This is a genomic window from Natrinema sp. CGMCC1.2065, assembly GCF_051225675.1.
Taxonomy (GTDB): Archaea; Halobacteriota; Halobacteria; order Halobacteriales; family Natrialbaceae; genus Natrinema; species Natrinema thermotolerans.
In genome coordinates this window covers 368,747-389,346 of record NZ_JBPJSJ010000001.1, presented here as the reverse complement: position 1 = coordinate 389,346, position 20,600 = coordinate 368,747, and the positions used below count along the sequence as shown (strand labels likewise).

General features: G+C 66.8%; 23 protein-coding genes and 1 tRNA gene. 10 read left to right on the top strand and 14 right to left on the bottom strand.

Annotated elements, in window-relative coordinates; translation table 11 throughout:
- Window positions 1-65: 65 nt before the first annotated feature.
- The 4 genes from lysW to ACSBP4_RS01960 all read right to left on the bottom strand — a co-directional run bounded on the left by lysW (window position 66) and on the right by ACSBP4_RS01960 (window position 4,637).
- A complete protein-coding gene (gene lysW / locus ACSBP4_RS01975) occupies window positions 66-230 on the bottom strand; it encodes a lysine biosynthesis protein LysW (RefSeq protein ID WP_006182918.1) in 165 nt (54 codons plus the stop codon).
- A gap of 228 nt (window positions 231-458) precedes the next feature.
- On the bottom strand, window positions 459-1,973 hold the full coding sequence (gene argH, locus ACSBP4_RS01970) for an argininosuccinate lyase (RefSeq protein ID WP_435551223.1): 1,515 nt from the start codon (window positions 1,971-1,973) through the stop codon (window positions 459-461).
- Window positions 1,974-1,975: 2 nt separating this feature from the next.
- Entirely contained in the window at window positions 1,976-3,175 is a 1,200-nt protein-coding gene (locus ACSBP4_RS01965; RefSeq protein ID WP_435551349.1) for an argininosuccinate synthase, read from the bottom strand.
- Between the two features lie 340 nt (window positions 3,176-3,515).
- On the bottom strand, window positions 3,516-4,637 hold the full coding sequence (locus ACSBP4_RS01960; protein ID WP_435551222.1) for a helix-turn-helix transcriptional regulator: 1,122 nt from the start codon (window positions 4,635-4,637) through the stop codon (window positions 3,516-3,518).
- An 84-nt stretch (window positions 4,638-4,721) separates the two neighbouring features.
- Between ACSBP4_RS01960 and ACSBP4_RS01955 the strand changes: the two genes are divergently transcribed.
- Window positions 4,722-4,907, top strand: coding sequence for a DUF7554 family protein (locus tag ACSBP4_RS01955; RefSeq protein ID WP_006182922.1), 186 nt, complete (start codon window positions 4,722-4,724; stop codon window positions 4,905-4,907).
- Between the two features lie 48 nt (window positions 4,908-4,955).
- Window positions 4,956-5,456: a 2'-5' RNA ligase family protein gene (locus tag ACSBP4_RS01950; protein ID WP_006648294.1), complete on the top strand. Its 501-nt coding sequence runs from the start codon at window positions 4,956-4,958 to the stop codon at window positions 5,454-5,456.
- 1 nt (window position 5,457) lies between these two features.
- Here the strand turns inward: ACSBP4_RS01950 and ACSBP4_RS01945 are convergent, their stop codons facing one another.
- Window positions 5,458-7,626, bottom strand: coding sequence for an ATP-dependent DNA helicase (locus ACSBP4_RS01945; RefSeq protein ID WP_435551221.1), 2,169 nt, complete (start codon window positions 7,624-7,626; stop codon window positions 5,458-5,460).
- A gap of 150 nt (window positions 7,627-7,776) precedes the next feature.
- On the opposite strand from ACSBP4_RS01945, the gene ACSBP4_RS01940 reads away from it, so the two are divergent.
- Window positions 7,777-8,187, top strand: a complete 411-nt coding sequence (locus ACSBP4_RS01940; protein ID WP_049965391.1) for a hypothetical protein — start codon at window positions 7,777-7,779, stop codon at window positions 8,185-8,187.
- 20 nt (window positions 8,188-8,207) lie between these two features.
- Here ACSBP4_RS01940 and ACSBP4_RS01935 read toward each other — a convergent pair whose 3' ends face one another.
- Window positions 8,208-9,152, bottom strand: coding sequence for a cation diffusion facilitator family transporter (locus tag ACSBP4_RS01935; protein WP_049965390.1), 945 nt, complete (start codon window positions 9,150-9,152; stop codon window positions 8,208-8,210).
- A gap of 149 nt (window positions 9,153-9,301) precedes the next feature.
- On the opposite strand from ACSBP4_RS01935, the gene ACSBP4_RS01930 reads away from it, so the two are divergent.
- Together ACSBP4_RS01930 and ACSBP4_RS01925 are read left to right on the top strand one after the other, a co-directional pair.
- Window positions 9,302-9,814: a metallophosphoesterase gene (locus ACSBP4_RS01930; RefSeq protein ID WP_435551220.1), complete on the top strand. Its 513-nt coding sequence runs from the start codon at window positions 9,302-9,304 to the stop codon at window positions 9,812-9,814.
- Between the two features lie 439 nt (window positions 9,815-10,253).
- Window positions 10,254-10,400 carry a hypothetical protein gene (locus ACSBP4_RS01925; RefSeq protein ID WP_006182931.1) on the top strand — a complete coding sequence of 49 codons (147 nt, stop codon included), beginning with the start codon at window positions 10,254-10,256 and terminating at the stop codon, window positions 10,398-10,400.
- Between the two features lie 20 nt (window positions 10,401-10,420).
- On the opposite strand, the gene ACSBP4_RS01920 is transcribed toward ACSBP4_RS01925, so the two are convergent.
- Complete coding sequence (locus tag ACSBP4_RS01920; protein WP_435551219.1) at window positions 10,421-11,437, bottom strand: threonine aldolase family protein; 1,017 nt, start codon at window positions 11,435-11,437, stop codon at window positions 10,421-10,423.
- 125 nt (window positions 11,438-11,562) lie between these two features.
- On the opposite strand from ACSBP4_RS01920, the gene ACSBP4_RS01915 reads away from it, so the two are divergent.
- Entirely contained in the window at window positions 11,563-12,657 is a 1,095-nt protein-coding gene (locus tag ACSBP4_RS01915) for an aminopeptidase (RefSeq protein ID WP_435551218.1), read from the top strand.
- 118 nt (window positions 12,658-12,775) lie between these two features.
- Window positions 12,776-13,195, top strand: a complete 420-nt coding sequence (locus ACSBP4_RS01910) for a universal stress protein (RefSeq protein WP_006182934.1) — start codon at window positions 12,776-12,778, stop codon at window positions 13,193-13,195.
- Between the two features lie 33 nt (window positions 13,196-13,228).
- On the opposite strand, the gene ACSBP4_RS01905 is transcribed toward ACSBP4_RS01910, so the two are convergent.
- The 3 genes from ACSBP4_RS01905 to ACSBP4_RS01895 are packed head-to-tail and all read right to left on the bottom strand — an operon-like array spanning window position 13,229 to window position 15,141.
- Window positions 13,229-13,870, bottom strand: a complete 642-nt coding sequence (locus ACSBP4_RS01905; RefSeq protein ID WP_049965386.1) for an alpha/beta hydrolase — start codon at window positions 13,868-13,870, stop codon at window positions 13,229-13,231.
- Window positions 13,867-14,487, bottom strand: coding sequence for a VOC family protein (locus ACSBP4_RS01900; RefSeq protein WP_049965385.1), 621 nt, complete (start codon window positions 14,485-14,487; stop codon window positions 13,867-13,869). Before ACSBP4_RS01900 ends, ACSBP4_RS01905 begins: the two co-directional genes overlap by 4 nt.
- Before the next feature lie 48 nt (window positions 14,488-14,535).
- Window positions 14,536-15,141, bottom strand: coding sequence for an FAD-dependent oxidoreductase (locus ACSBP4_RS01895; RefSeq protein WP_435551217.1), 606 nt, complete (start codon window positions 15,139-15,141; stop codon window positions 14,536-14,538).
- A gap of 221 nt (window positions 15,142-15,362) precedes the next feature.
- Between ACSBP4_RS01895 and ACSBP4_RS01890 the strand changes: the two genes are divergently transcribed.
- Window positions 15,363-16,478 carry a glutamate-cysteine ligase family protein gene (locus ACSBP4_RS01890; RefSeq protein WP_435551216.1) on the top strand — a complete coding sequence of 372 codons (1,116 nt, stop codon included), beginning with the start codon at window positions 15,363-15,365 and terminating at the stop codon, window positions 16,476-16,478.
- On the opposite strand, the gene ACSBP4_RS01885 is transcribed toward ACSBP4_RS01890, so the two are convergent.
- The 3 genes from ACSBP4_RS01885 to ACSBP4_RS01875 all read right to left on the bottom strand — a co-directional run bounded on the left by ACSBP4_RS01885 (window position 16,475) and on the right by ACSBP4_RS01875 (window position 18,224).
- Window positions 16,475-17,140: a YIP1 family protein gene (locus ACSBP4_RS01885; RefSeq protein WP_435551215.1), complete on the bottom strand. Its 666-nt coding sequence runs from the start codon at window positions 17,138-17,140 to the stop codon at window positions 16,475-16,477. The genes ACSBP4_RS01890 and ACSBP4_RS01885 overlap by 4 nt on opposite strands.
- Before the next feature lie 476 nt (window positions 17,141-17,616).
- Window positions 17,617-17,691, bottom strand: a tRNA-Arg gene (locus ACSBP4_RS01880).
- 176 nt (window positions 17,692-17,867) lie between these two features.
- Window positions 17,868-18,224 carry a hypothetical protein gene (locus ACSBP4_RS01875; protein WP_435551214.1) on the bottom strand — a complete coding sequence of 119 codons (357 nt, stop codon included), beginning with the start codon at window positions 18,222-18,224 and terminating at the stop codon, window positions 17,868-17,870.
- A gap of 331 nt (window positions 18,225-18,555) precedes the next feature.
- Between ACSBP4_RS01875 and ACSBP4_RS01870 the strand changes: the two genes are divergently transcribed.
- Both ACSBP4_RS01870 and ACSBP4_RS01865 read left to right on the top strand, forming a co-directional pair.
- The gene (locus tag ACSBP4_RS01870; protein WP_006648307.1) at window positions 18,556-19,134 is read left to right on the top strand and encodes an AAA family ATPase; all 579 of its coding nucleotides are present in this window, start codon (window positions 18,556-18,558) and stop codon (window positions 19,132-19,134) included.
- A complete protein-coding gene (locus tag ACSBP4_RS01865) occupies window positions 19,131-19,544 on the top strand; it encodes an RNA-binding domain-containing protein (protein ID WP_049965380.1) in 414 nt (137 codons plus the stop codon). Before ACSBP4_RS01870 ends, ACSBP4_RS01865 begins: the two co-directional genes overlap by 4 nt.
- On the opposite strand, the gene ACSBP4_RS01860 is transcribed toward ACSBP4_RS01865, so the two are convergent.
- Complete coding sequence (locus ACSBP4_RS01860; RefSeq protein ID WP_435551213.1) at window positions 19,541-20,536, bottom strand: hypothetical protein; 996 nt, start codon at window positions 20,534-20,536, stop codon at window positions 19,541-19,543. The two genes, ACSBP4_RS01865 and ACSBP4_RS01860, sit on opposite strands and share 4 nt — an antisense overlap.
- Window positions 20,537-20,600 lie beyond the last annotated feature (64 nt).

Here is a 20,600-nt window from a genome sequence, read left to right as displayed (position 1 = left end):
CGCGGCGCTACGCGCCCCGCGAACCGTCGCAGCGGAGGACGGCAGTTTCCCAGCCGTCTGCAAGGTCACTCACCCCAGTCCTCTTCCAGCTCGGGGGCCTGCTCGAGGACTGGCGGCTCGGTATCGACGACTTCCAGCTCGGCACCGCAGGTCGTACAGTCAACGATTTCTCCCACTTCCAGATCGTCGTGCAGGGACACCTCAGCCCCACACTCGACACATTCGGTCATTGTACCCCAACGTGGGTGCCGGGATCCCTTAAAGCCTTCGAACTTAACAGCAAAATTACATTATCTGCACGCCACGCTAACGGTCCGTCGGAGCTACATTACGGCAGGTCTACTTTGACATATCATGTGTTCGGTAATTGATCCCCTCGCGGGGATCGTCGTCGTACCGGCCGGTCGGCGGGGGGCGATTGCGGCCGGTGTTCCGCCGACACTGGCGAACTGACGACCTCAGACATAGCCGTTCACCTCCGAGCGCAACCGCTCGTGGGCGGCCTCGAGCGCGTCGGTCAACGACGCGAGGTCGTCGGCGTCGGCCGAAAGCGACTCGCGGGCCCCCTCGATCTGGGGCGCGACCGCCTCGGGCGCGGGGCCGCCCTGCGAGTCGCGGCTCGCGACGCTCTCGACCGGGTCGAGGGCCGCTTCGACCGCCCCGCGCTCGACGTGGGCCTCGAGTGACTCGCCGAGGACCTCCTGAGCCGCGGCCTCGAGGGCGTCGTAGTCCGCACCGCCCTCGGCAGCGATGGCCACCAACTCGTGGGCGGTCCGGAACGGCAACCCGTTCGCCGCCAGCAGGTCCGCGACGCCGGTCGCCGTCGAGAAGCCCGCGCCGGCTTCCGCGGCCAGCGTCTCCTCGTCCCAGTCGGCGGTGGCGACCGCGCCCGCTGCGACCTCGCTGGCATCGGTCACCGCGTCGACGGTCTCCCAGGCGTGGGTCGTCGCCCGCTGGAGGTCGCGGTTGTACGCGCGGGGCAGCCCCTTCAGCGTCGTCGTCAGTCCCTGAACGCCGCCGGCCGCGTCGCCCGCGACCGCGCGGACGAGTTCCAGCGTGTCCGGGTTCTTCTTCTGGGGCATGATCGACGACGTCGAGGAGTAGTCGTCCGCCAGGTCGACGAAGCCGCGGTTCGCGAAGATGATCACGTCCTCCGCCAGCCCCGACAGCGTCGTCGCGTGGGTCGACAGTGCCTGGGTCGTCTCGAGCAGGAAATCGCGACTCGAGGCGGCGTCCATCGAATTCTCGACGACGCCCTCGAAGCCCAGCAAGTCGGCCGTCCGCTCGCGGTCGATATCGAACGTCGTGCCCGCGAAGGCCGCACCACCCAGCGGCGACTCGTTGATGCGGCCGTAGGCCGCGAGCAGCCGTTCGGTGTCGCGGCGAACCGCACCCTCGTAGGCCAGCGCCCAGTGGGCCACGGTGGTCGGCTGGGCGGGCTGGAGGTGGGTGTAGCCGGGCATGATCGTCTCCCGATGGTCGTCGGCGACGTCGATCAGCGACTCGCGCAGCGCGAGCGTCGTCTCGATCGCCTCGAGGACGTCCTCGCGCAGGCGGTAGCGAATGCAGGCCGCGACCTCGTCGTTGCGCGAGCGTGCGGTGTGCATCTTCCCGCCCTCGGCACCGATGCGTTCGATCACGGCGGTCTCGATGGCTTCGTGGACGTCCTCGCCGTCAGGCAGCGAGCCGTGGCCGTCGACCTCGATCGCATCCAGTGCGGTGAGGATCTCGCCGGCTACGTCGTCCCCGATGATGTCCCGTTCCGCCAGCATGACGGTGTGAGCGCGGTCGACCTCGAGGTCAGCCGCGAAGATGCGCCGATCGGCCGCGAGCGAGGAGAGGAAGCTCCGGGCGGGGCCGCCGCTGAAGCGGTCCCGGCGGACGACACCCTCGTCGCCGTCGGTCGGCTCGCCGCCGTCCGTCGCGATCGCCCGTTCGGCCGCGCCGCCCTCGTGAGCGCTCTCCTCGGTCATGCTTACTCGTCCTCGTCGGTCGCGTTCGCGGCGATGGCCTCGTTCGCGAGGCGGCGCTGGAAGCCGTGGTACTTCGCGACGCCGGTCGCGTCCTCCTGTTTGATCTTCCCGACCGTCTCGGTGTCGAAGGAGGCGTGTTCGGCGGAGTAGGCCGCGTACTTGCTGTCGCGAGCGACCGGGCGCGCCTGGCCGCCCTCGAAGCGGATCGTGACCGTCCCGGTCACGCGCTGTTGGGTTTCGTCGATGAAACTCTCGAGCGCGCTGACAAGCGGTGCGTCGATCAGGCCTTCATAGCCCTTCTGGGACCACTGCTGGTCGATCTGCTGCTTGAACTGGCGTTCCTCCTGGGTGAGGACGAGCCCCTCGAGCGCTTCGTGGGCGTTCAACAGCGTCGTCGCACCGGGGTGTTCGTAGTTCTCGCGGACCTTCAGCCCGAGCATGCGGTCTTCCATCATGTCGGTGCGGCCGACGCCGTACCCGCCGGCGAGGTCGTTGAGGTATTCGATGAGTTCGACCGGCTCGTACTGCTGGCCGTCGACGGCGACGGGGTAGCCGTTCTCGAAGGCGATCTCGATCTCCTCGGTCTCGGTGCCGGGCTCGTCGGTCCACGCGTAGATGTCACGCGGCGGGACGTAGTTGGGATCCTCGAGGGCGTCGCCCTCGACCGAGCGGCTCCAGATGTTGGTGTCGATCGACCAGTCGCCGCCGCTGCCACCCTCGACGGGCAGGTCACGCTCGGCGGCGTACTCCTGTTCCCACTCGCGGGTGAGTCCGAGTTCGCGAACGGGGGCGATCACTTCGAGATCGGAACTGCGCCAGACGGCCTCGAAACGCAGTTGGTCGTTGCCCTTGCCGGTACAGCCGTGGGCGATGCCGGTACAGTCCTGTTCCTCTGCGACCTCCAGGATCGCTTCCGCGATCACGGGACGGGCAAGCGCCGTGCCGAGCGGGTAGCCCTGATAGGTCGCGTTCGCGCGAACGCTCTCGAGACAGAGTTGAGCGAATTCCGCTCGCGCGTCGACGACGTAGTGTTCGAGGCCGAGCGCCTCGGCGGTTTCTTCGGCTTCGTCGAACTCTTCGGCCGGCTGGCCAACGTCGACGGTAACGCCGATCACGTCGTCATATCCGTATTCCTCCTCGAGCAGCGGGACACAGACGGTCGTGTCCAGGCCGCCCGAGAACGCGAGTGCAACGCGGGTCATGTCGTACTCGAACGACACCAGCGGACGGCCTTAAGCCCATTGGTTTAGTGCTTGAAAATAAGCAGTAGAGCGTCTGCTAACCGAAAAATCTGCAGTTTCGGGATCGATGAAACGAATCGGAGACGTGGAGTGAAAGGGTAGACGGGCTCAAAAGGCCCGTCGAAGTCGTCGCGGTCGCCGCCGAGCGACGGTCCCGTCGGTACCGAGAACGGCGAGCGTGGTGCCGACGGAGTGGCTCATTGGTAGGGGATGGGGAATCCGAGTATTAAAACCTTTCCGAGTTCGGTTCGGCGACGACTGTGCCGACACGCCGCGAGCGGCTCGTCGATGAGGTGGCCGGCTACTCCTCGTCCTCTTCGGGCAGGGACAGTACGTTCTCCCGGCCGATCCGAAAGACTTCGATCTCGTCGGCCTCGCGCAGGTCGCCGACGACCTGACTCGTCTTGGCCTCGGTCCAGCCCAGTTCCGAGACCACCGCCTGCTGTTTGATCCGACCGCCGCGTTCCTCGAGCAGGCGGAGGACGCGTTCCTCGTTGCTGAGCAGTTCCGGTGGCGGGCCGTCGGCTGCGTTCGACGCCGAACCGGTCGATCCGTCGGGCTGTGTCGGCCGTTCGGCCTCGCGTTTGCTCCCGTTGTCGGCGGTCCGTTCGCGGCCGAGCAGCCACCCGCCGGCGCCGACGGCCGCGAGCAGGGCCAGTGCCAGAACGACGATCGTCCACGGCATCGTCGGCCCCTCGTTCGAGGGCGTCGCGGTCGTGTTCGCGTTCGAGCCGCCGTCCTCGATCAGGACGATCCACGGCCGCTCGTCGGCAAACCCGACCTCGCTCCCCCGCCAGATGACCATGTCGTCGGTCCGATTGCTCGGCGACGGATCGATCTGGGGCTGACCGTCGTTCTCGTAGATCGAGTACCCGGCCGGCCAGCGAAACTGCAATCGCGTATCGTCGTCCAGCGTGAACCCGGAGAGTGCGGGCCCCGCCGTGAGCTGGTTGATCTCGACGGCCGCGAACGATTCCCAGCGGAAAGAGACCTCGACGTGGCCGATTCTCTGTAGTGCGGTCTCGTTTTCCGTCGCGATCGAGAGGTTCGACAGCGACATGTTCTGCCCGGTCTCGTTTGCCCCGTCGGCGACGGTGTCGTTCCACTTGGTCCGCTCCGCGTCGACGTAGGCCTCGGTGTCGGACTCGACGTCCGTCCGCAGCCGTTCCCACGCCGCCTTGGACGTCCCGTTCTCGCCGTAGCGGAACTGGTAGTCGACGGTGACCAGCGCCGAGCCGTTTTCCGCGATGAAAACGTCCATCACGATCTGATCGGCGTCCTCGAGGGCCAGTTCGTCCTCCGCTTGCAGCGCCGCTGGTCGGCTCCCCGGGTCGGCCGCGGCACCGATCGGAGCCACCGCGGCGGCGACCAAACAAACCACCACCAGCACGATACTCAGGGCTCGCAGCCCCCTCGCGTCCATTATCGGACATGCCTCAGCCGTCCAGATAGGTTTTCCGACGAACGCGTCGGTGCGTTTTTGAGACAGTCACGCGTATCGACCGGTATGCTCGACACGCGCGGCGAACTCGAGGTCGAAACGCTGCTGAAGATCGTCCTCGGACTGCTCGCCGTGTTGCTCGTTATCGAGGTTCTCGAGGCGATCGTCGGGACCATTATCGGTCTGCTGGGACCGCTGATCGCGCTGGTGATCGCCGTCCTGATCGTCCTCTGGCTGCTCGACCGACTCTGAGAGAGAGACCAGCAAACTGATAGCCGTCTCGAACGAAAGGGGAACGAAGTGTACAGCGTCAACGTCCCTCTCCCCGGTCGCGTCCGGCAACTGGCGAACCGGCTCCACCCCGAGCTGATCGGGTTCGAGACCGTCCGCGAGGACCACTCCTGTCTGCTCAAGCGACTCGGCGAGGCAGACCACGTCGCACAGCTCCAACACCGAGCCCACCGCGCGCTCGAGGGCGAGCCCGCCGTCGAGGCCGCGGTAACCGGCATCGACTACTTCGCGGACCCGCCGCTTGGCTCCGCGCCCGTCGTCTACCTGACCGTCGAGAGCCCCGGGCTCGAGCGGATCCACGCCGACCTCACCGACGCCTTCGACGCCGTCGAGGGACTCGAGGGCAGCGATTACGTCCCCCACGTGACCCTCGCGCGCGGCGGCGACCGCGAGACGGCACGGCGATTGGCCGACCGAGAGATCGAGCCCGTCCGCTGGACGGTCGGCGAACTCGAGTTCTGGGACGGGACCCACAAGCTACCGGTCAGCAGCGTTTCGCTGCCGTCCTGAGTCAGGGCGTCGGCGGCTCGCCGTCGTAGGCGTCGTGGCCGCCGTAGAAGTTGAGCATCGCGAACTTGAGTTTTCCCGGCTCGATATCGATCAGCTCCTCCCGCTCCGCGTGGGGGAAGATGCCGTTGACGCTGTACTTGCCCAGATCGGGCTTCGCCTGCCGGGAGTAGCGCCGGTCGAGCAGGGCGCGAACCCCGACTTCCTCCGGCGACCGGATGACCCGACCGAGCGCCTGTCTCGTCTTGCGGATCGTCGGGAACTCGACGGCGTAGCGCCAGCCCGTATCGGTGCCGTCGAACGCCGCGTCGTAGGCCTCCTGGACCGCCTCGGCCCGGTCGTCGAGATGGGGGTAGGGAACGCCGACGACCAACACCGTGTGGGCGTCGTCGCCGTCGAAGCTCACCCCCTCCGCGAGGGTGCCCCACAGCGACGTACACAGCACCGCCCCGTCGTCCGCGACGAACTGCTGGCGGAGGTCTTCGGCCGACTGGCCCGGCTCGTCCACGTATACCGTCCGGTCGGTCCGACCGACGAGTCGGTCGGCGTACCGGCTCGCCTCGCCGTAGTTGGGGAAAAAGGCCAGCGTGTTACCTGGCGTCATCCGCACGGCGTCGTGGATCGTCTCGGTCACGTCCGCCTGGACCCCGGGGTCGTCGCGATCCGAGGAGAAAAGCGGCGGCGTCTCGACGGCGAACGTTCGGCGGTTTTCCTCGGCGAACTGGAGACCGTAGGCCATCGACACCGCGTCCTCGATTCCCAGTACGTCCTCGGTGACCTCGAACGGCTGGAGCGTCGCGCTCATCAGGACGGTCGCGTAGATCTCGTCGAAGAGCTGGCCGGTCACCTGCCGGGGCAGACAGGAGTACAGCTCCACGCGACCGTATATTTCGTCCGTACCGGCGTCGCGGGTGACGGCGACGACCGGATACAACCCCTCCGTCGAACCCTCGGTCATCCACGCGCTGACGAAGGCCGCTGCCTGGAGGGTCTGACACTCCGTTCGCGTGGCCGTCTCGCCCTCCCGATAGGCCTCCTCGTACTCCTCGTCTAACTCCTGGCCCAACTTCATCGCCGCCTCCAGATCGTCGTCGATTCCCCGACCCGAGTAGCGCTGGAGGAACTCGAGGGTGAGATCGTCCTTGCGGTCGTCGTTGGCGATGGGGACGTCCGTCCAGTTCTCACCGACTCCCTCCCGATCACCGAATCCAAAGGAGTCCTCGTAGGTCTCGACGAGCGCGCGGTGGAAGGCCGAGAGGACGTTCGCGGCGTCCTCGGCCCGCGGGTCGTCGCTGTCGGCCAACTCCTCGAGCGCCGACTCGAACGTCCGCTCGGAGCAGGTCCGGGTCGCGTGTTCGCGGGCGGCGTCCTCGACGTTGTGGGCCTCGTCGAAGACGGCGATCACGTCCTCGGGGTCGCGACCCAGCCACCGGAAGAACTGTTCTCGAATGGTCGAATCCAGCAGGTGGTGGTAGTTACAGACGACCAGATCGACGCCCTCGATCCCCTCCTTGAGGAGTTCGTACCCGCAGAGTTCCTGCCGCTCGGCGTACTCGTAGATCTCGTCGGGCGTGCGGACGTCCTCGAAGAGCCAGCCGAAGAAGTCGTCCGTGTCCTCGGTCAGGTTGTTGCGGTAGTAGTCACAGACGTTCTGGTCTCCGAGGTCCTCGAGCCGCTCCTCGATGTCCTCGAGTTCGTCCATCACCGCCGAGCGGGCGTCGGCCGCCGAGCCGTCGCCGTCCTGACTCTCGGCGAGCAACTCGCGCTGGCGGCGCTCGAGTTGCTCGCGATCCTGCTCGGCGTCAACGACGGCGCGGGTGTTGTCCCGGAGCGTCTGACACTCCTCGTAGCCGACGTCGATGTGACACATCGAGCCCTTCCCCTTGAAGACGACCGTGCGGATCGACTCCTCGCGGGTGATCGCGCGGGCCTCGGCGACGAACTGACGCATCTGCTGGTGGACGTTGGTCGTGATGACGACAGTCTTGTCCTGCTCGCGAGCCACCTCGAGGGCGGGGACGAGCGACGAGAGGGTTTTGCCGGTCCCGCAGGCCCCCTCGAAGAGGACGTCCTGTCCCCGGTGGAGGGCGTTGTGGATGCGGTCCATCGCCTCGCGCTGGTTCTCGTACGGCCGATCGTACGGGAAAAAGCGCATATACCCGGTTTCGGACACATGGGAGGATAGGTTCGCGCTCCGATAAAAGGATTCGTCTCGATTCCGTCGGTCCCTTTAAACGCCGACGCGATACCTGCCAACTCGCCGACCGGCCCGGCCGGCGAACGCGCGCTACAGGGCCATACGTCTCGAGTACCTGCCTCCCGTATGACGATTCCCGGATACGATTCCAGTACCGTCGCCGAGTATACACTCGAGCAGGTGGGAGCCCGCGTCGACCTCGTGGCCGGCGTCGTCCCGGACGCGTTCGCCCTCCGAAAGAGCGGCACGGAACCGCCGGTCGATGCGCTGGCCGACCCGGTCGACCTCGTGGCGTGCGAGGACCTGAAGGCGATCGAGGCCGTCCGGATCGCGCTCGTCTACGACCCCTCGCGGCTGCCGGCCGGCGCGAGCCCGACCGACGTGGCCGTCGCCGTGGAAACGGAGGCGGGCTGGGAACCGCTCGAGTCGACGGTCGACCTGGAGGAGACAACGGTGACGGCGGTGTTGAACGATCGGCCGCCGGGCTCGACGGTGGTCGCGGGGTACGACGATACGGACGACGAACGTGACGCATAGCGCGGTCGGACGACCGCGAGCTAGGTCTCGGGCTCGATGTAGACCTTCTGTACCTGCCCGTCGTGGTCCATCAGCGCGAGTTCGATCTCGGTGATGCGTTCGGCAACCGTCTCGGCATCGAGATCGGGTTCGAAGGCAACGTCGGCGGTGACAAGCAGTTCCTCGGCACCGAAGTAGACGGTCCGAAAGTCGACGAGTTCGGTGACATCGTCCCAGCCCGCGACGATTTCGCGCAGTTCGTCCTCGTCCTCTTTCGGCAGGCTCTCGCCGAGGATGAGTCGCTTGTTCTGCCAGGCGAGCGCGATTGCGAAGCCCATCAGCATGATCCCGATGAGGAGCGCGGAAGCGGCGTCGTACATCGGGTTCCCGGTGGTCCGGGTGAGGTAGATCCCGAAGAGGGCGATCCCCGCGCCGGCCAGCGCGATGGTGTCCTCGGTGAGCGCGGTCAGGGTCGTCACGTCGCTGGTCTTTGCGAAGGCCTCGCGGAGGGTCGTCCAGCCGTACTCGTCCATCTGGCGGCTGATCCCCTGATAGGCCTTCCAGAGCGCGTAGGACTCGAAGGCGATCGCGCCGAGCAACACGGCGTAGTTGACGTAGACCGGATCGAAGGTCTGACCCAACAGGGTAACGTCTTCGGCGACGCGGTGGACGCCGCCGTGAGTCAACGCGTCGTAGCCGTGGCGCGCGCTCTCCCAACCGGCGATGCCAAAGAGCATGACGCTGACGAGCAGGCTGTAGAAGAACTGCGCTTTCCCGTGGCCGAACGGATGGGACCGGTTGGCTTCCTGTGCGCCGTACTTGATCCCGACCAACAGGAAGACCTGGTTCCCCGTGTCCGAGATGGAGTGATACGTCTCCGACAACATCGCCGGACTGCCGGTCAACAGATACCCGCCGAACTTGAGAACCGCGATCGCGCCGTTCGCGAACAGGGCGGCGAGGACGACGGAGGTGCTACTGGCCATCGGCGGGGACTACGAAGGGGCGTCCCTAAAATGTAAGGCGTTCTAGAGCCGGTTCCGGCAGGGCTCGAGGCCACGGACGGGACGTGGCCGACGGCCCGCCGGTCGGTCGCGTCCGAAAGCCACCTGTCGGCGCCGGTCGAAGGCCGCCCATGATCGCGATCTTTTCGGACACGCACAGCAGCGCGGGCCACGAACTCGAGGGCGCGGCCCTGACCGCCGCGCGCGAGGCGGACGTCGTCGTCCACGCGGGCGATTTCACCAGCAACGCGGCGCTCGAGGCGTTTCGAGACGAGTGTGACCGCCTGTTCGCGGTCCACGGCAACGCCGATAGCATGGCCGTCAGGGACCGGCTGCCGACGGCCCGGGTCGTCGAGGCGAGCGGCGTTCGGATCGCGGTGACCCACCGGCGTGACGGCGGCGAGACGGGACTCGCGATGTTCGGCCGGTCACGCGGGGCTGACCTCGTCGTCTTCGGGCACAGCCACCGGCCGACGGTCGTCGAGACCGAGGACGTCGTCCTGCTGAATCCGGGCAGCCACGCCGATCCGCGGGGAAACCGGCCCGGCTTCGCCGTCCTCGAGGAGCGCGGCGGGGGACTCGAGGGGGAGATCCGCGAGCCCGACGGGACGGTCCTCGAGACAGTGGCGTTCGCGGGAGAATGAGCGCCAGTCGGGTGGTTTCGTCCCCGCCGTGAACGGCGAGGCGTTCGCCTCGAATCTTGCGTAAATCAGCGGGCGACGAAACAGAGAAGCGTGTAGACAGCGAACCGGTCAGTGGGAGTGCAAGCGTCAGGGGGTCCAGGGCGGAACGGCCAGCAGTGGGAAACGACCGCCCGCGGCGGTTGGCTGTCGAACGGAGCGGGCCGCGGGCGGTCGGGGGATGATCGGAACGGATGTCAGGGGAAGCTGGCCTCGATCCCGAGCCGACCCGAACGGGCGTGGAGGGCAGCGGCCGGCGATCGAGGCGCATTCGGGGATACGCGCCGGCCCACGTTATAGTCGGCGCAAGCTGAAACTCGAGTTTTAGTTAGGTACGTAGCCGTACGGATACGACCGATCGAGGTCGAAACGATTAACCACGCTGACAGTGTACCGCCCGCGTATGCTGGACACCCTGACCGGTCTCGTCCCCGACGATCCCGTCATCATCGCGGTCGTCGTCATCCTCCTGTCGCTGGTCTTCTTCTCGTATCTCCTCCTGCGACGGACCGTCCTGGAGTTTCGAGACGGGATGCGCGGCGAGCGGTAGCACAAACGACGCGGCCGCGATCAGGCGAACTCGTCGCCGATTCGCTCGAGCGCCCGCTCTATGTCCCCGCGGGAGACGTCACGGTGCGTACAGAACCGGATCGTCGTCGGGCCGAACGGCGACGCCAGCACGTCCCGCTCACCGAGGCGGTCGACGACGGTCGACGGAGCCTCGCCCGTCCCCGAGACGTCCGCGATGACGATGTTCGTCTCGGGCTCTCGAACGTCGAACCCGTCGATGTCGTCGAATCCCGCGGCCAGTAGCCGCGCGTTCTCGTGATCCCGCTCGAGGTCGGCGACGTTCTCGAGCGCCTTGAGGGCCGGCCCGGCGACGATCCCGGCCTGGCGCATCCCGCCGCCGAACAGTTTCCGCGTCCGGCGGGCCCGTTCGACGAACTCGTCGCTGCCGGCGAGCATCGAACCGACGGGCGCACCCAGTCCCTTCGAGAGCGAGACCATGACGGAGTCGACCGGCGCCGCGAGTTCGGCGACGGAAACGTCGAGCGCCGTCGCGGCGTTGAACAGTCGCGCGCCGTCGAGGTGGACTGACACGCCGCGCTCGCGGGCGGCCGTAGCCGCCGCGGCGATCGCCTCGGGTTCGATCGCGAGCCCGCCACGGGCGTTGTGCGTGTTCTCGAGACAGCACAGTCCGGTGCCGGGGCGGTGCAGGTCCTCGTCGACGATTGCCGCGTCGACCCGCGAGGGCGAAGGAACCCCGCGGTCGGCGTCGAGCGTCCGGAGCTGGAGCCCGGAGTGCTGTGCCAGCCCGCCGAGTTCGTATTTGACGACGTGGCTCTCCCGATCGGCGATCACTTCCTGCCCGCGCTCGGTGTGGACGCGGGCGGCGGTCTGGTTCGCCATCGTCCCGGTCGGAAAGTACAGCGCCGCCTCGGTACCGAGGCGGTCGGCAACGCGGGCCTCGAGTTCGTTCACCGTCGGGTCCTCGCCGTAGACGTCGTCCCCGACCGCGGCGGTGGCGGCGGCCTCGCGCATCGCTTCGTCGGGAGTGGTGACGGTATCGCTTCGGAAGTCAATCATGAAACTCGCTACCGGATCGAGGGTGAAATACGTCCTGTTCGCGGCGGATCGACCCAACGACGGACCACTAGATGACGGGGTCGCCATTACGAACCGTTTTTTTCCTCCCGGAGTAATGTCGGGATATGGACCCGCGCATTCGCGAACACGCCGAGATCATTGCCAACCACTCCGTCGACCTCAAGGAAGGCGACAACGTCATCATCGACGCCCATCCGGTCGCCGAGGACCTCGTCGTCGCCCTCCACGAAGTGATCGGCGATCGGGGCGCGAACCCGATCACGACGAGCCAACGGACCGGAAAACGCCAGCAACGCGCGTACCTACGCGCGTCGGACGAGGAGTTCGAGACGCCCGACCACGAACTCGCGCTCGTCGAGAACACCGACGTCTACATCGCCATCCGCGCGACGGACAACATGACCCAGACGAGCGACGTCGACCCCGAAACGCAAGCGGCCCACCAACAGGCCCACCGCCCCATCCTCGAGGAACGGCTCTCCAAGCGGTGGTGTCTCACGCAGTACCCCGCGCCCGCAAACGCCCAGCTCGCGGAGATGAGTACCGAGGGGTACGAGCGTTTCGTCTGGGACGCCGTCAACAAGGACTGGGACGCCCAGCGCGAACACCAGGAGAACATGGTCGAGATCATGGATCCCGCCGAGGAGGTCCGGATCGTCAGCGGCGATACCACGGACGTAACGATGTCGGTCGAGGGGAACCCGACGCTGAACGACCACGGCGAACACAACCTGCCCGGCGGCGAGGTCTTTACTGCCCCTCAGCCCGACAGCGTCGAGGGCGAGGTGCTGTTCGACATGCCGCTCTATCATCAGGGCCGGGAGATCACGGACGTCTACCTCGAGTTCGAGGGCGGCGAAGTGGTCGACCACTCGGCGGCGAAAAACGAAGACGTCCTGACGGAGGTCCTCAACACGGACGACGGCGCGCGCCGACTCGGTGAACTCGGTATCGGAATGAACCGCGACATCGACCAGTTCACCTACAACATGCTGTTCGACGAGAAGATGGGCGATACGGTCCACATGGCCGTCGGTCGGGCCTACGACGATACCGTCGGCGAGGGCAACGAGGCCAACGATTCGGCGGTCCACGTCGACATGATCGTCGACATGAGCGAGGAGTCGTTCATCGAAGTCGACGGCGAAGTAGTCCAGCGGAACGGCACCTTCCGGTTCGAAGACGGCTTCGACGCGTAGGGACGGCGAGCAACGGGTAAAGCGGGCGATTTTCCGGACGGTGTTTCACGAGCGGTGGCGGGCAAAGCGGGCGGGAACTACCGGACGGGTTTATATTCCTGAAAGACCGACCACAGGTATGGCAGTACTCGTCGCCTACGATGGTTCCGAACCGGCACAGGACGCCGTCGAACACGCGTTTACGACCTATCCCGACGAGGAGGTCGTCCTCATTCGCGTCGTCGAAGCGGCGGAGGGATCGACCGGAGCCGGCATCAAACTCGCACAGGAGATGTTTCGGGAACGCGAGGAGAAAGTCGCCAAGGAACTCCCGAAGGATATCGCGGAGTTGATCGGCGATCCCGACAGGGAGTTCCGGACCGAGACCACCGTCGGCGACCCCGCCCGCGAGATCGTCTCGTTCGCGGACGAAAACGACGAGATCGATCACATCATCATCGGCAGCCACGGCCGGGAGGGGCTCTCTCGAGTCCTCCTGGGAAGCGTCGCCGAAAAGATCGTCCGCCGCTCGCCGGTCCCCGTGACCGTCATCCGCTGACGCGATTCGAACCGGAGAGTCGAGCCCGTCGACTCAGTCGAGCAGTTCGGCGACCATCCCGGCGACGAACTCGAGTTCGTCCTCGTTGACCCCGTGACCCATCCCCTCGTAGAGCCGCGTTGTCACGTCGGCGTTCATCGACTCGAGGACCGCGGCCGTGTCGTGGACCCGCTTCTCGGGGATGTGTGGGTCGACGTCGCTACAGCCGAGGAAAACGGGGGTTTCCTCGAGGTCGCCGGGATACTCGTCGTCGAGTTCCTCGCCGATGAGGCCGCCGCTGAGGGCGGCCAGTCCGCCGTAGCGGCGCGGGTTGCGCGCGACGTATTCGCTGGCGAGACAGCCCCCTTGCGAGAAGCCGACCAGCATGATCCGCTCGGTGGGGACGCCGGCACCGGTGGCCTCGTCGATGGCGTGGCGGATCGCCCCCAGGCCGGAGGTCCGGCCGGGCTCGTTGCGCTCGACCGGTGCCAGAAACGAGTTCGGGTACCAGGTCTTGCGGGCCGCCTGCGGCGCGAGGAAGGCGACGCCCTCACGGTGGATCTCGTCGGCCAACTGGAGCATCCCCTGTGCGGTTGCCCCGCGACCGTGGGTCAGCACCAGCACAGCCTCGGCGTCGGCGAGATCGGTTCCACCGGTCACGAGCGGCTGGCCCTGATGGGGGCCGTCGGCGCTCATTCGACACCACCGACGCCCGAGCTGGCCTCGGGCAGATCGTGTTCGATCACCTCGAGGCCGAGCGCTTCGATCGCGCCGCGGAGGTGTTCGTCCTTGGCGTAGTCGGCGCCGTCGTCCTCGCGGAGTTGCTGTGCCTTCGCTAAGACCTCGCCGCGGCGGTCGTCGGGGATCTCGTATTTGTCCGTCGAGAGTTCGATCACGAGCCCGTTGTTGTCGCGGGTATAGATCGAGTGGAAGATGCCGCGGTCGAAGACGTTGTAGCCGTGGCCGGCGTCTTCTAAGGCCTGCATCGTCTCCTCGTACTCGTCGGGGTCGACGCTGAAACAGAGGTGATGGACCGCGCCGACGCCGGCACGCTGGCCGCGGGCGGAGGCACGGTCGTCGCTGACGAAGAACGTCAGGATGCGGCCGTCGCCCGTGTCGAAGAACAGGTGGGTCTGGGACGGATCATCGAGGTTCGGCTGGCGAAGCACCAGCGGCATTCCGAGCAAGTCCTGATAGAACTCGATCGTGTCCTCCTCGTTGGAGCCCCAGATGGTGATGTGGTCGGTCCCCGTGGTGTGGACGGGGCTGTCGGGTAGTTCGGCGGTGACTGGATTGATTGGGTCGTCGGACATGGTAGCTGAATCGGGTATCGGGTCGGTCCCGCGGCCGGGTCGGTCGGATTACTCCGCGAGCTGTTCGCCGAAGAGGCGCTCGGCGTCGGCGGGGACGTCGAAGTCGTGGTAGTGTTCGCCCTTGACCGCCGAGAGGATGTTCAGTCCCGCGGCGGCACCGTCGCCGACGGCGATTGTCGCCTGCCACTCCTCGGCGCGGACCATCGCGCCGGTCGCGTAGACGCCCTCGAGGCTGGTCTCCATCTCCACGCCGACGTCGACGGTGCCGTCCTCGGCGAAGTCGACGCCGAGGTCCTCGGCGATGTCGCGGTTCGCGCCCGTCGCCAGGACGACGAAGTCGGCCTCGTACTCGCCGTCGTCTGTTTCGACGGCGAAGCCGTCACCGGACTCGCTCACGGCGGTCACTTCCTCGCCCTGTCGGCGGTCGGCGCCGAAGTCCTCAACCTGCTGGCGGGCCGTCGCCATGAACTCGCTGCCGCCGACCGAACCGATGCCCAGGTAGTTGAACAGGTGCGCCTTGTGCATCCAGGTCCCGTCGGTGTCGAACACCGTCGTCTCGAGGCCGTTCTTCGCGGTGAACAGCGCCGCACTCAGTCCGGCGGGGCCGCCGCCGACTACGATCACTGACGCGTCTGCAGTCGCTTCGTCGCTCATGTGTAGTCACATTGTGTTACCAGCGGTATAAACCCAGCAGCAACCCGCGGGCCACCACGTAACACCGATGTCAGTGGGGACGAACGGGTTTCAGGAGAGGCGGTACCACCTATCACTGCCAGCAGCCGCAGGCTCAACCCCTTCGCATTAGTCGGGCGTAGCGGCGGGTCCAACAGGAGACGGCGGGTCGCCGAGGGTCGTCGGCTCCAACGGAGACAGCCATGAAAATCAGCCTCGAGGTAGAGTACTGGGTCGTCGATACGGACGGCGACCTCGTCGCGCCCGAGACGCTGCTCGACGTCTCGCCGGGAGTCGATCCCGAGTTCGTCGAGCCGATGCTCGAAATCAAGACGACGCCCTGCGAGTCGATGCCCGAACTCCGCGAGGAGTTGCTCGGCCGAATCGAACGGGTCGCCGACGCGGCACGCCGACAGGACAAACGGCTCGTCCCGCTGGCGACGCCGCTGTCGGCCTCGCCCGCCGAGGTCCCGTACCGCGAGACGGCGGCCACCGACCTCCAGCGGCGGATCGTCGGCCCGACGTTCGACGACGCCCGGGTCTGTGCCGGGACCCACCTCCACATCGAGCAGTCCAGCGTCGCTGACCAGCTCAACGCCCTGACCGCGATCGATCCGGCCTTCGCGCTGGTGACCAGCGCCTCGCACTACCGCGGCGAGCGGCTCCACCAGTGTGCCCGGCCGTTCCTCTACCGGCGCTCGTGTTACGGGCCCTGTCCCGAACAGGGCCAGCTGCGACCCTACGTCGACAGCGTCGCCGACTGGGAACGGCGGCTCGAGGCCGACTACGAGACGTTCCGGGAGCGCGCGCTCGAGCGCGGCGTCGATCCGGCCCGGTTCGACGAGGCGTTCGACCCCCACGAGGCGGCCTGGAACCCGGTTCGCCTTCGCAAAGCGATGCCAACGGTCGAGTGGCGCTCACCCGACGCGGCCCTGCCGAGTCAGGTGCTACGCCTCGCGAGCGAGGTCCGGTCGGTCGTCGCCCGCGCCGACGCGAACGGAACGGTCGTCGACGACGGATTCGGATCGCGGACGGCGTCCGACGCAATCGTCGACTCGAACGCGGCCGACGAGCCCCTCCGGCTCCCCGCGTTCGATACCGTCGAGTCGGTCACCGACGCGGCCATCCGCGACGGCCTCGAGGGCACGGGCGTCCGCCACTACCTGCGCGGGCTCGGATTCACTCCCGCCGACTACGACCCGATCGCCGATCACATGCCCGACGGACGGCTCACCGACCGGGAGGCGAAACGCCTGCGACTCCGGGCCGCCGACCGGCTCGAGGCCGACCTCGAGCGGCGGCGGGCTCGAGCGCCCTAGATCGGGCCGAGAACGAGGATCGTCGGCACGGTGACGACGGCGATCGCCTGCCGGAGCGACAGTCCGCGAGCGGCCGCGACGGCGTGGGCCCACAGGTAGCCCGACCAGAGCGTACAGATCACGCCGACGGCGGTCACCGTGGCGAACAGCGGATCGAACGCGGGCGGTGACGCGTAGACCCGGGCGGGGACGGTCATTCCGAGGGCCCAGACCTCGGTCGGCGTCGACGGGAACGCGACGAGGAGGGCGGCGATCGCCGGGACGTTCGCGAACAGTTGTGGAACGAATCCCCAGGCGACGAGCCCGGCGGTCCGGCCGAATCCCCGTTCGCTCGCGACCGGCCACGAGAGCAGGTAAAACAGCGCTGCAAACAGAAGACAGGCGAGTGCTGGCATCGCGAGTAGGGCCCCGACCAGAAGGCCGACGACACCGGGAACGGACACCTCCCAACCGGTCGTGACGTATCGCAACGACGGAAACGCATCGAGGACCACGTCGTCGGGGATCACTGGCGACCGCAACAGCGAGACGACCGGCGGGACGATTCCCAGCGAGACCACCCCGACGGCCAGCAACACGCCGCCCGACCGCGACAGCGAGGGCGACTCGGCGTCGAAAAACGCCGCGGGCTCGAGGAGGAGTCGTCGCAAGCGACCGGTCATGCCGTCGTGTCGTTGCTCCGACTATTCATGCGTTCCGGCTCGAGGACGAGCGCGGACGGACCGGTATCGCCCATTCACGATCGGTGTGACGAAATCGTATGCGAGAAAGGCAGTCGCTGGCGAGGGTTCGTCGGGTATCGAAAGGGTGTACACAGTCGGCAGTGGGGATGGTGATCGTCGTGTGGCGATGATCCGTGTCCCCCGTATCCCCTGTAGTGCCGTTCGGCCGGCGCTGCCGACGCCGTATATAACGTTAGTTGCCGACATTAGTGTACCGGAACCAGTCACTAGATGTATATTTTCGACCAAACCGTCTCGGCTACCGCCTCGGAGAGCGCGCTCGAGCGTCGGCGATCGGCGACGAGTCCGGCGAGAACCAGGGCGCGATGGGATTTGAACCACGCGAACGGCTCGCTATCGCTCGCCGTTCTCTCGTTCAAATCCCACGTGCCGGTTCGCTCACTTCGTTCGCTGCACGGGCGCGATGGGATTTGAACCCACGACCGTCGGATTAGAAGTCCGACGCTCTTTCCGGACTGAGCTACGCGCCCTCGAGTCCGAGTCGGCGGCGAAACGGTATAAGCAGTTGGGGTTTCCGGTCGCAGTCGAGCCTGCTTCGAGCCCGTCCGGGAACGAAACTCGACGACGAGTCGCCGGAGCTATTCGTCGACTCGACGGAAAAAAGAGAAGCGCTCCTGAACCACGTGACCGACGCCGCTGAGAGACGTCAGTAATCGATCTCCGAACCGTCGTCGCTCCCGTTTTCCGTCGAGTCGTCGGTCGAGTCGGTAGTGGACTCGTTGTCCGCGCCCATATCGTCGGACTCGTTATCGGTTCCGTCGTCGGATTCGTTTCCGATTCCGCCAGCGGACTCGTTTCCGATATTGCCGTCGGACCCGTTGTCCGCGGAGTCATCGGGCCCGAGACCGTTGGTGTCGTTGGCTCCATCGCTCGGTCCGTCCGAGTCGTCGCTCGGCGATGCCTCGCTGGATTCGCCGTCGTCCATACATCCTGCGACCGCGGCGACCAGTCCGGCACCGAGTCCGGCCGTGAATCGCCGCCTGTTGAGTGGCGTGTCTGTCATCGTGCGACACCAGTCTCCGCGACGGACAGCCACATAACGACGTAGTTCCGTTTCATCGATCAGTCAGCGTTCACCTGAATTATCTCGAGTTCGAGCGAGCGGGCGAGTCGCTACCGGCGAGATAATCGTTTCGACGCAGGCAAACCGACCGATAGCACCCGCATAAGCGTCCGACCTCGAGTGAGGCCGGATCACGCCGACCCCGCCTCGAGCGGCCACCGAGGCGGTCCCCAGCGTGGCAATTGGCGGCTGCAAAACCGTTGCAGGGAAACAACGGACGGTCGAACGACGAACACAGCGTTTATGCCCGTCTCGCCGGTACGTGGGCTCGATGCACGTCATCGGAACGGTGGGACTCCCCGGCAGCGGCAAGGGCGAGGCGGCCACCGTCGCACGCGAGGATGGGATTCCCGTAGTGACGATGGGCGACGTCGTTCGCCAGGAGACGGCCGACCGCGGGCTCGACCCCGCGAAGGACCACGGCACGGTCGCGCAGGCGCTGCGCGAGGAGAACGGCCCGACGGCCATCGCCGAGCGGTCGCTCCCGATGATCGAGGACCGCCTCGAGGACCACGACACCGTCCTCGTGGACGGGATCCGCTCGGACGTCGAAGTCGACGTCTTCGAGGAGCGGTTCGGCGACGCGTTCACGCTGGTCAGTATCGAGGCCCCCTTCGAGACTCGGGCCGAGCGGATCGACGAGCGCGGCCGGGACGCCGGCGAGGCCGACGGTGGCGAGAGCCTCGCGGCGCGTGACGAACGCGAACGGGGCTTCGGGATGGACGACGCGATGGACCGGGCCGACGTCGTCGTCGAGAACACCGACTCGTTGGCGGCCTTCCACGAGTCGATCCGGTCGGTGATCCGAACCGACGACGGGAAACCCGCCGAGGCCGAAGCCGACCCATGAGCGAGATCTACCGCGTCGACGTCGAGATCACGGCACCGATCTACGACACCGAAGTCACGAACCGAGTGGTCGACGCCGTGGCCAATATCTTCCCCAACGCCGACTTGGAGGAGGAATTCGGCGAAGTCCGCGGCGAGGCCCACGCCCTCGATCACTTTTCGGACCTGCTCCACCAACAGGAGATCCTCGACACTGCCCGCGGCGAGTTCTTCGCCAATCGCGAGGGCGACACCTTCACCTTCGCGCTGAAAAAGCAGGCGGCCTTCGAGGACTACATCAACTTCTCGGTGGGCAAACCCGACGAACTCGGCGAGATAGCCGTTCGCGTCCGCGTCGAGGAACCCAGCCTCGAGGAGTACGTCGACCATATCGCGCCGCCGACCGAAGACGGGCGGCCGGTCGACGCCTAGTTCGTACAGTCGCCGACGTCGTCGAGCGCCGCCTCGCCGTCGGTCCGCTTTCGTCTCGCGGTCCGATAGCGGCCGTCCTCGGCCGCCGCCGCCGCGTCGGCGAAGTGCCCCGACGCCGCCGCGAGATGCTCGTTCTGACACCGAGCCGTCTCGAAGTAGTCGGCGAGTCCGTCCGGCGCGTTCTCGGTCCCGTCCTCGAGACGCCGGAGCGCGTCGCCGAACGTCCCTTCGGCGGTTTCGAAGGACTCCCGTGCCGCTCCGAACTGCTCGTTATCCAGATGCGTTCGGCCGTCCTCGAGCGCGCCGTATCCCGTCTCGAGATCCAGCATCGAATCGTAGGCCCCGGTCAGCGTCTCGAGCGACGTTACCACGTCGCCGAGCGTGGCCGCGCCCTCTTCGAGATCGGCGGTATCGGTGCCGGCGATGGCCTTGAGTCGCTCGCCGTCGATCGACTGCAGGGTGTCGGTTACCCGTCCGTGTCGACCGACGGCCGCGACGACGGTCTCGTGGCGGTCGTCGACCGTCTGGTTCGCGCCCTCGATGTCCCCGTTTTCTTCGACCGCAGCGGTGACCTCGTCGATGTCGTCCTCGATCGTGTCGTCCGTGACGGTCACCGTCACCGAGACCAGTCCCTCGAGGACGGACGCGTACGCGCGGATGGTCTCGAGGTCGGCCGACCGATCGTCGCCCAGTTCGGACGCGGCGGTCTCGAGGTGGTCCCGCGCGTCCGAGAGATAGCCCCGGGCCTCCGCCGAGTCGAATTCGACGGTTTCGGGGTCCTCGAACCCCTCGACTTCGTCCAGTTGCTGTGCCGCCTTGTTCAGCCTGCCGGCGGCCCGGTCGAGCGCCCGCTGGCCGCTGCGATCGGTGACCTCGATGTCGGTCTCGTCCGACGACTCCTCGAGGGCGTCGAGACAACCGGAAAGCGCCGTCACGGTCGCGAGGCTCGCACCGGCCGCGCCGGTCCGAGCGAGATACTGCCGACGATTCATTCCTACTCGAGGGTTCGTCTAGAAGGGCATTAACGTAGTGGCAGCGGGAGTGTCAATATCGCAT

Bases quoted from the DNA above. Each gene is read 5' to 3' on its own strand.
- lysW (WP_006182918.1), bottom strand. From the start codon at position 230: ATGACCGAATGTGTCGAGTGTGGGGCTGAGGTGTCCCTGCACGACGAT.
- argH (WP_435551223.1), bottom strand. From the start codon at position 1,973: ATGACCGAGGAGAGCGCTCACGAGGGCGGCGCGGCCGAACGGGCGATC.
- ACSBP4_RS01965 (WP_435551349.1), bottom strand. From the start codon at position 3,175: ATGACCCGCGTTGCACTCGCGTTCTCGGGCGGCCTGGACACGACCGTC.
- ACSBP4_RS01960 (WP_435551222.1), bottom strand. From the start codon at position 4,637: ATGGACGCGAGGGGGCTGCGAGCCCTGAGTATCGTGCTGGTGGTGGTT.
- ACSBP4_RS01955 (WP_006182922.1), top strand. From the start codon at position 4,722: ATGCTCGACACGCGCGGCGAACTCGAGGTCGAAACGCTGCTGAAGATC.
- ACSBP4_RS01940 (WP_049965391.1), top strand. From the start codon at position 7,777: ATGACGATTCCCGGATACGATTCCAGTACCGTCGCCGAGTATACACTC.
- ACSBP4_RS01935 (WP_049965390.1), bottom strand. From the start codon at position 9,152: ATGGCCAGTAGCACCTCCGTCGTCCTCGCCGCCCTGTTCGCGAACGGC.
- ACSBP4_RS01930 (WP_435551220.1), top strand. From the start codon at position 9,302: ATGATCGCGATCTTTTCGGACACGCACAGCAGCGCGGGCCACGAACTC.
- ACSBP4_RS01925 (WP_006182931.1), top strand. From the start codon at position 10,254: ATGCTGGACACCCTGACCGGTCTCGTCCCCGACGATCCCGTCATCATC.
- ACSBP4_RS01920 (WP_435551219.1), bottom strand. From the start codon at position 11,437: ATGATTGACTTCCGAAGCGATACCGTCACCACTCCCGACGAAGCGATG.
- ACSBP4_RS01915 (WP_435551218.1), top strand. From the start codon at position 11,563: ATGGACCCGCGCATTCGCGAACACGCCGAGATCATTGCCAACCACTCC.
- ACSBP4_RS01910 (WP_006182934.1), top strand. From the start codon at position 12,776: ATGGCAGTACTCGTCGCCTACGATGGTTCCGAACCGGCACAGGACGCC.
- ACSBP4_RS01905 (WP_049965386.1), bottom strand. From the start codon at position 13,870: ATGAGCGCCGACGGCCCCCATCAGGGCCAGCCGCTCGTGACCGGTGGA.
- ACSBP4_RS01900 (WP_049965385.1), bottom strand. From the start codon at position 14,487: ATGTCCGACGACCCAATCAATCCAGTCACCGCCGAACTACCCGACAGC.
- ACSBP4_RS01895 (WP_435551217.1), bottom strand. From the start codon at position 15,141: ATGAGCGACGAAGCGACTGCAGACGCGTCAGTGATCGTAGTCGGCGGC.
- ACSBP4_RS01890 (WP_435551216.1), top strand. From the start codon at position 15,363: ATGAAAATCAGCCTCGAGGTAGAGTACTGGGTCGTCGATACGGACGGC.
- ACSBP4_RS01885 (WP_435551215.1), bottom strand. From the start codon at position 17,140: ATGACCGGTCGCTTGCGACGACTCCTCCTCGAGCCCGCGGCGTTTTTC.
- ACSBP4_RS01875 (WP_435551214.1), bottom strand. From the start codon at position 18,224: ATGACAGACACGCCACTCAACAGGCGGCGATTCACGGCCGGACTCGGT.
- ACSBP4_RS01870 (WP_006648307.1), top strand. From the start codon at position 18,556: ATGCACGTCATCGGAACGGTGGGACTCCCCGGCAGCGGCAAGGGCGAG.
- ACSBP4_RS01865 (WP_049965380.1), top strand. From the start codon at position 19,131: ATGAGCGAGATCTACCGCGTCGACGTCGAGATCACGGCACCGATCTAC.
- ACSBP4_RS01860 (WP_435551213.1), bottom strand. From the start codon at position 20,536: ATGAATCGTCGGCAGTATCTCGCTCGGACCGGCGCGGCCGGTGCGAGC.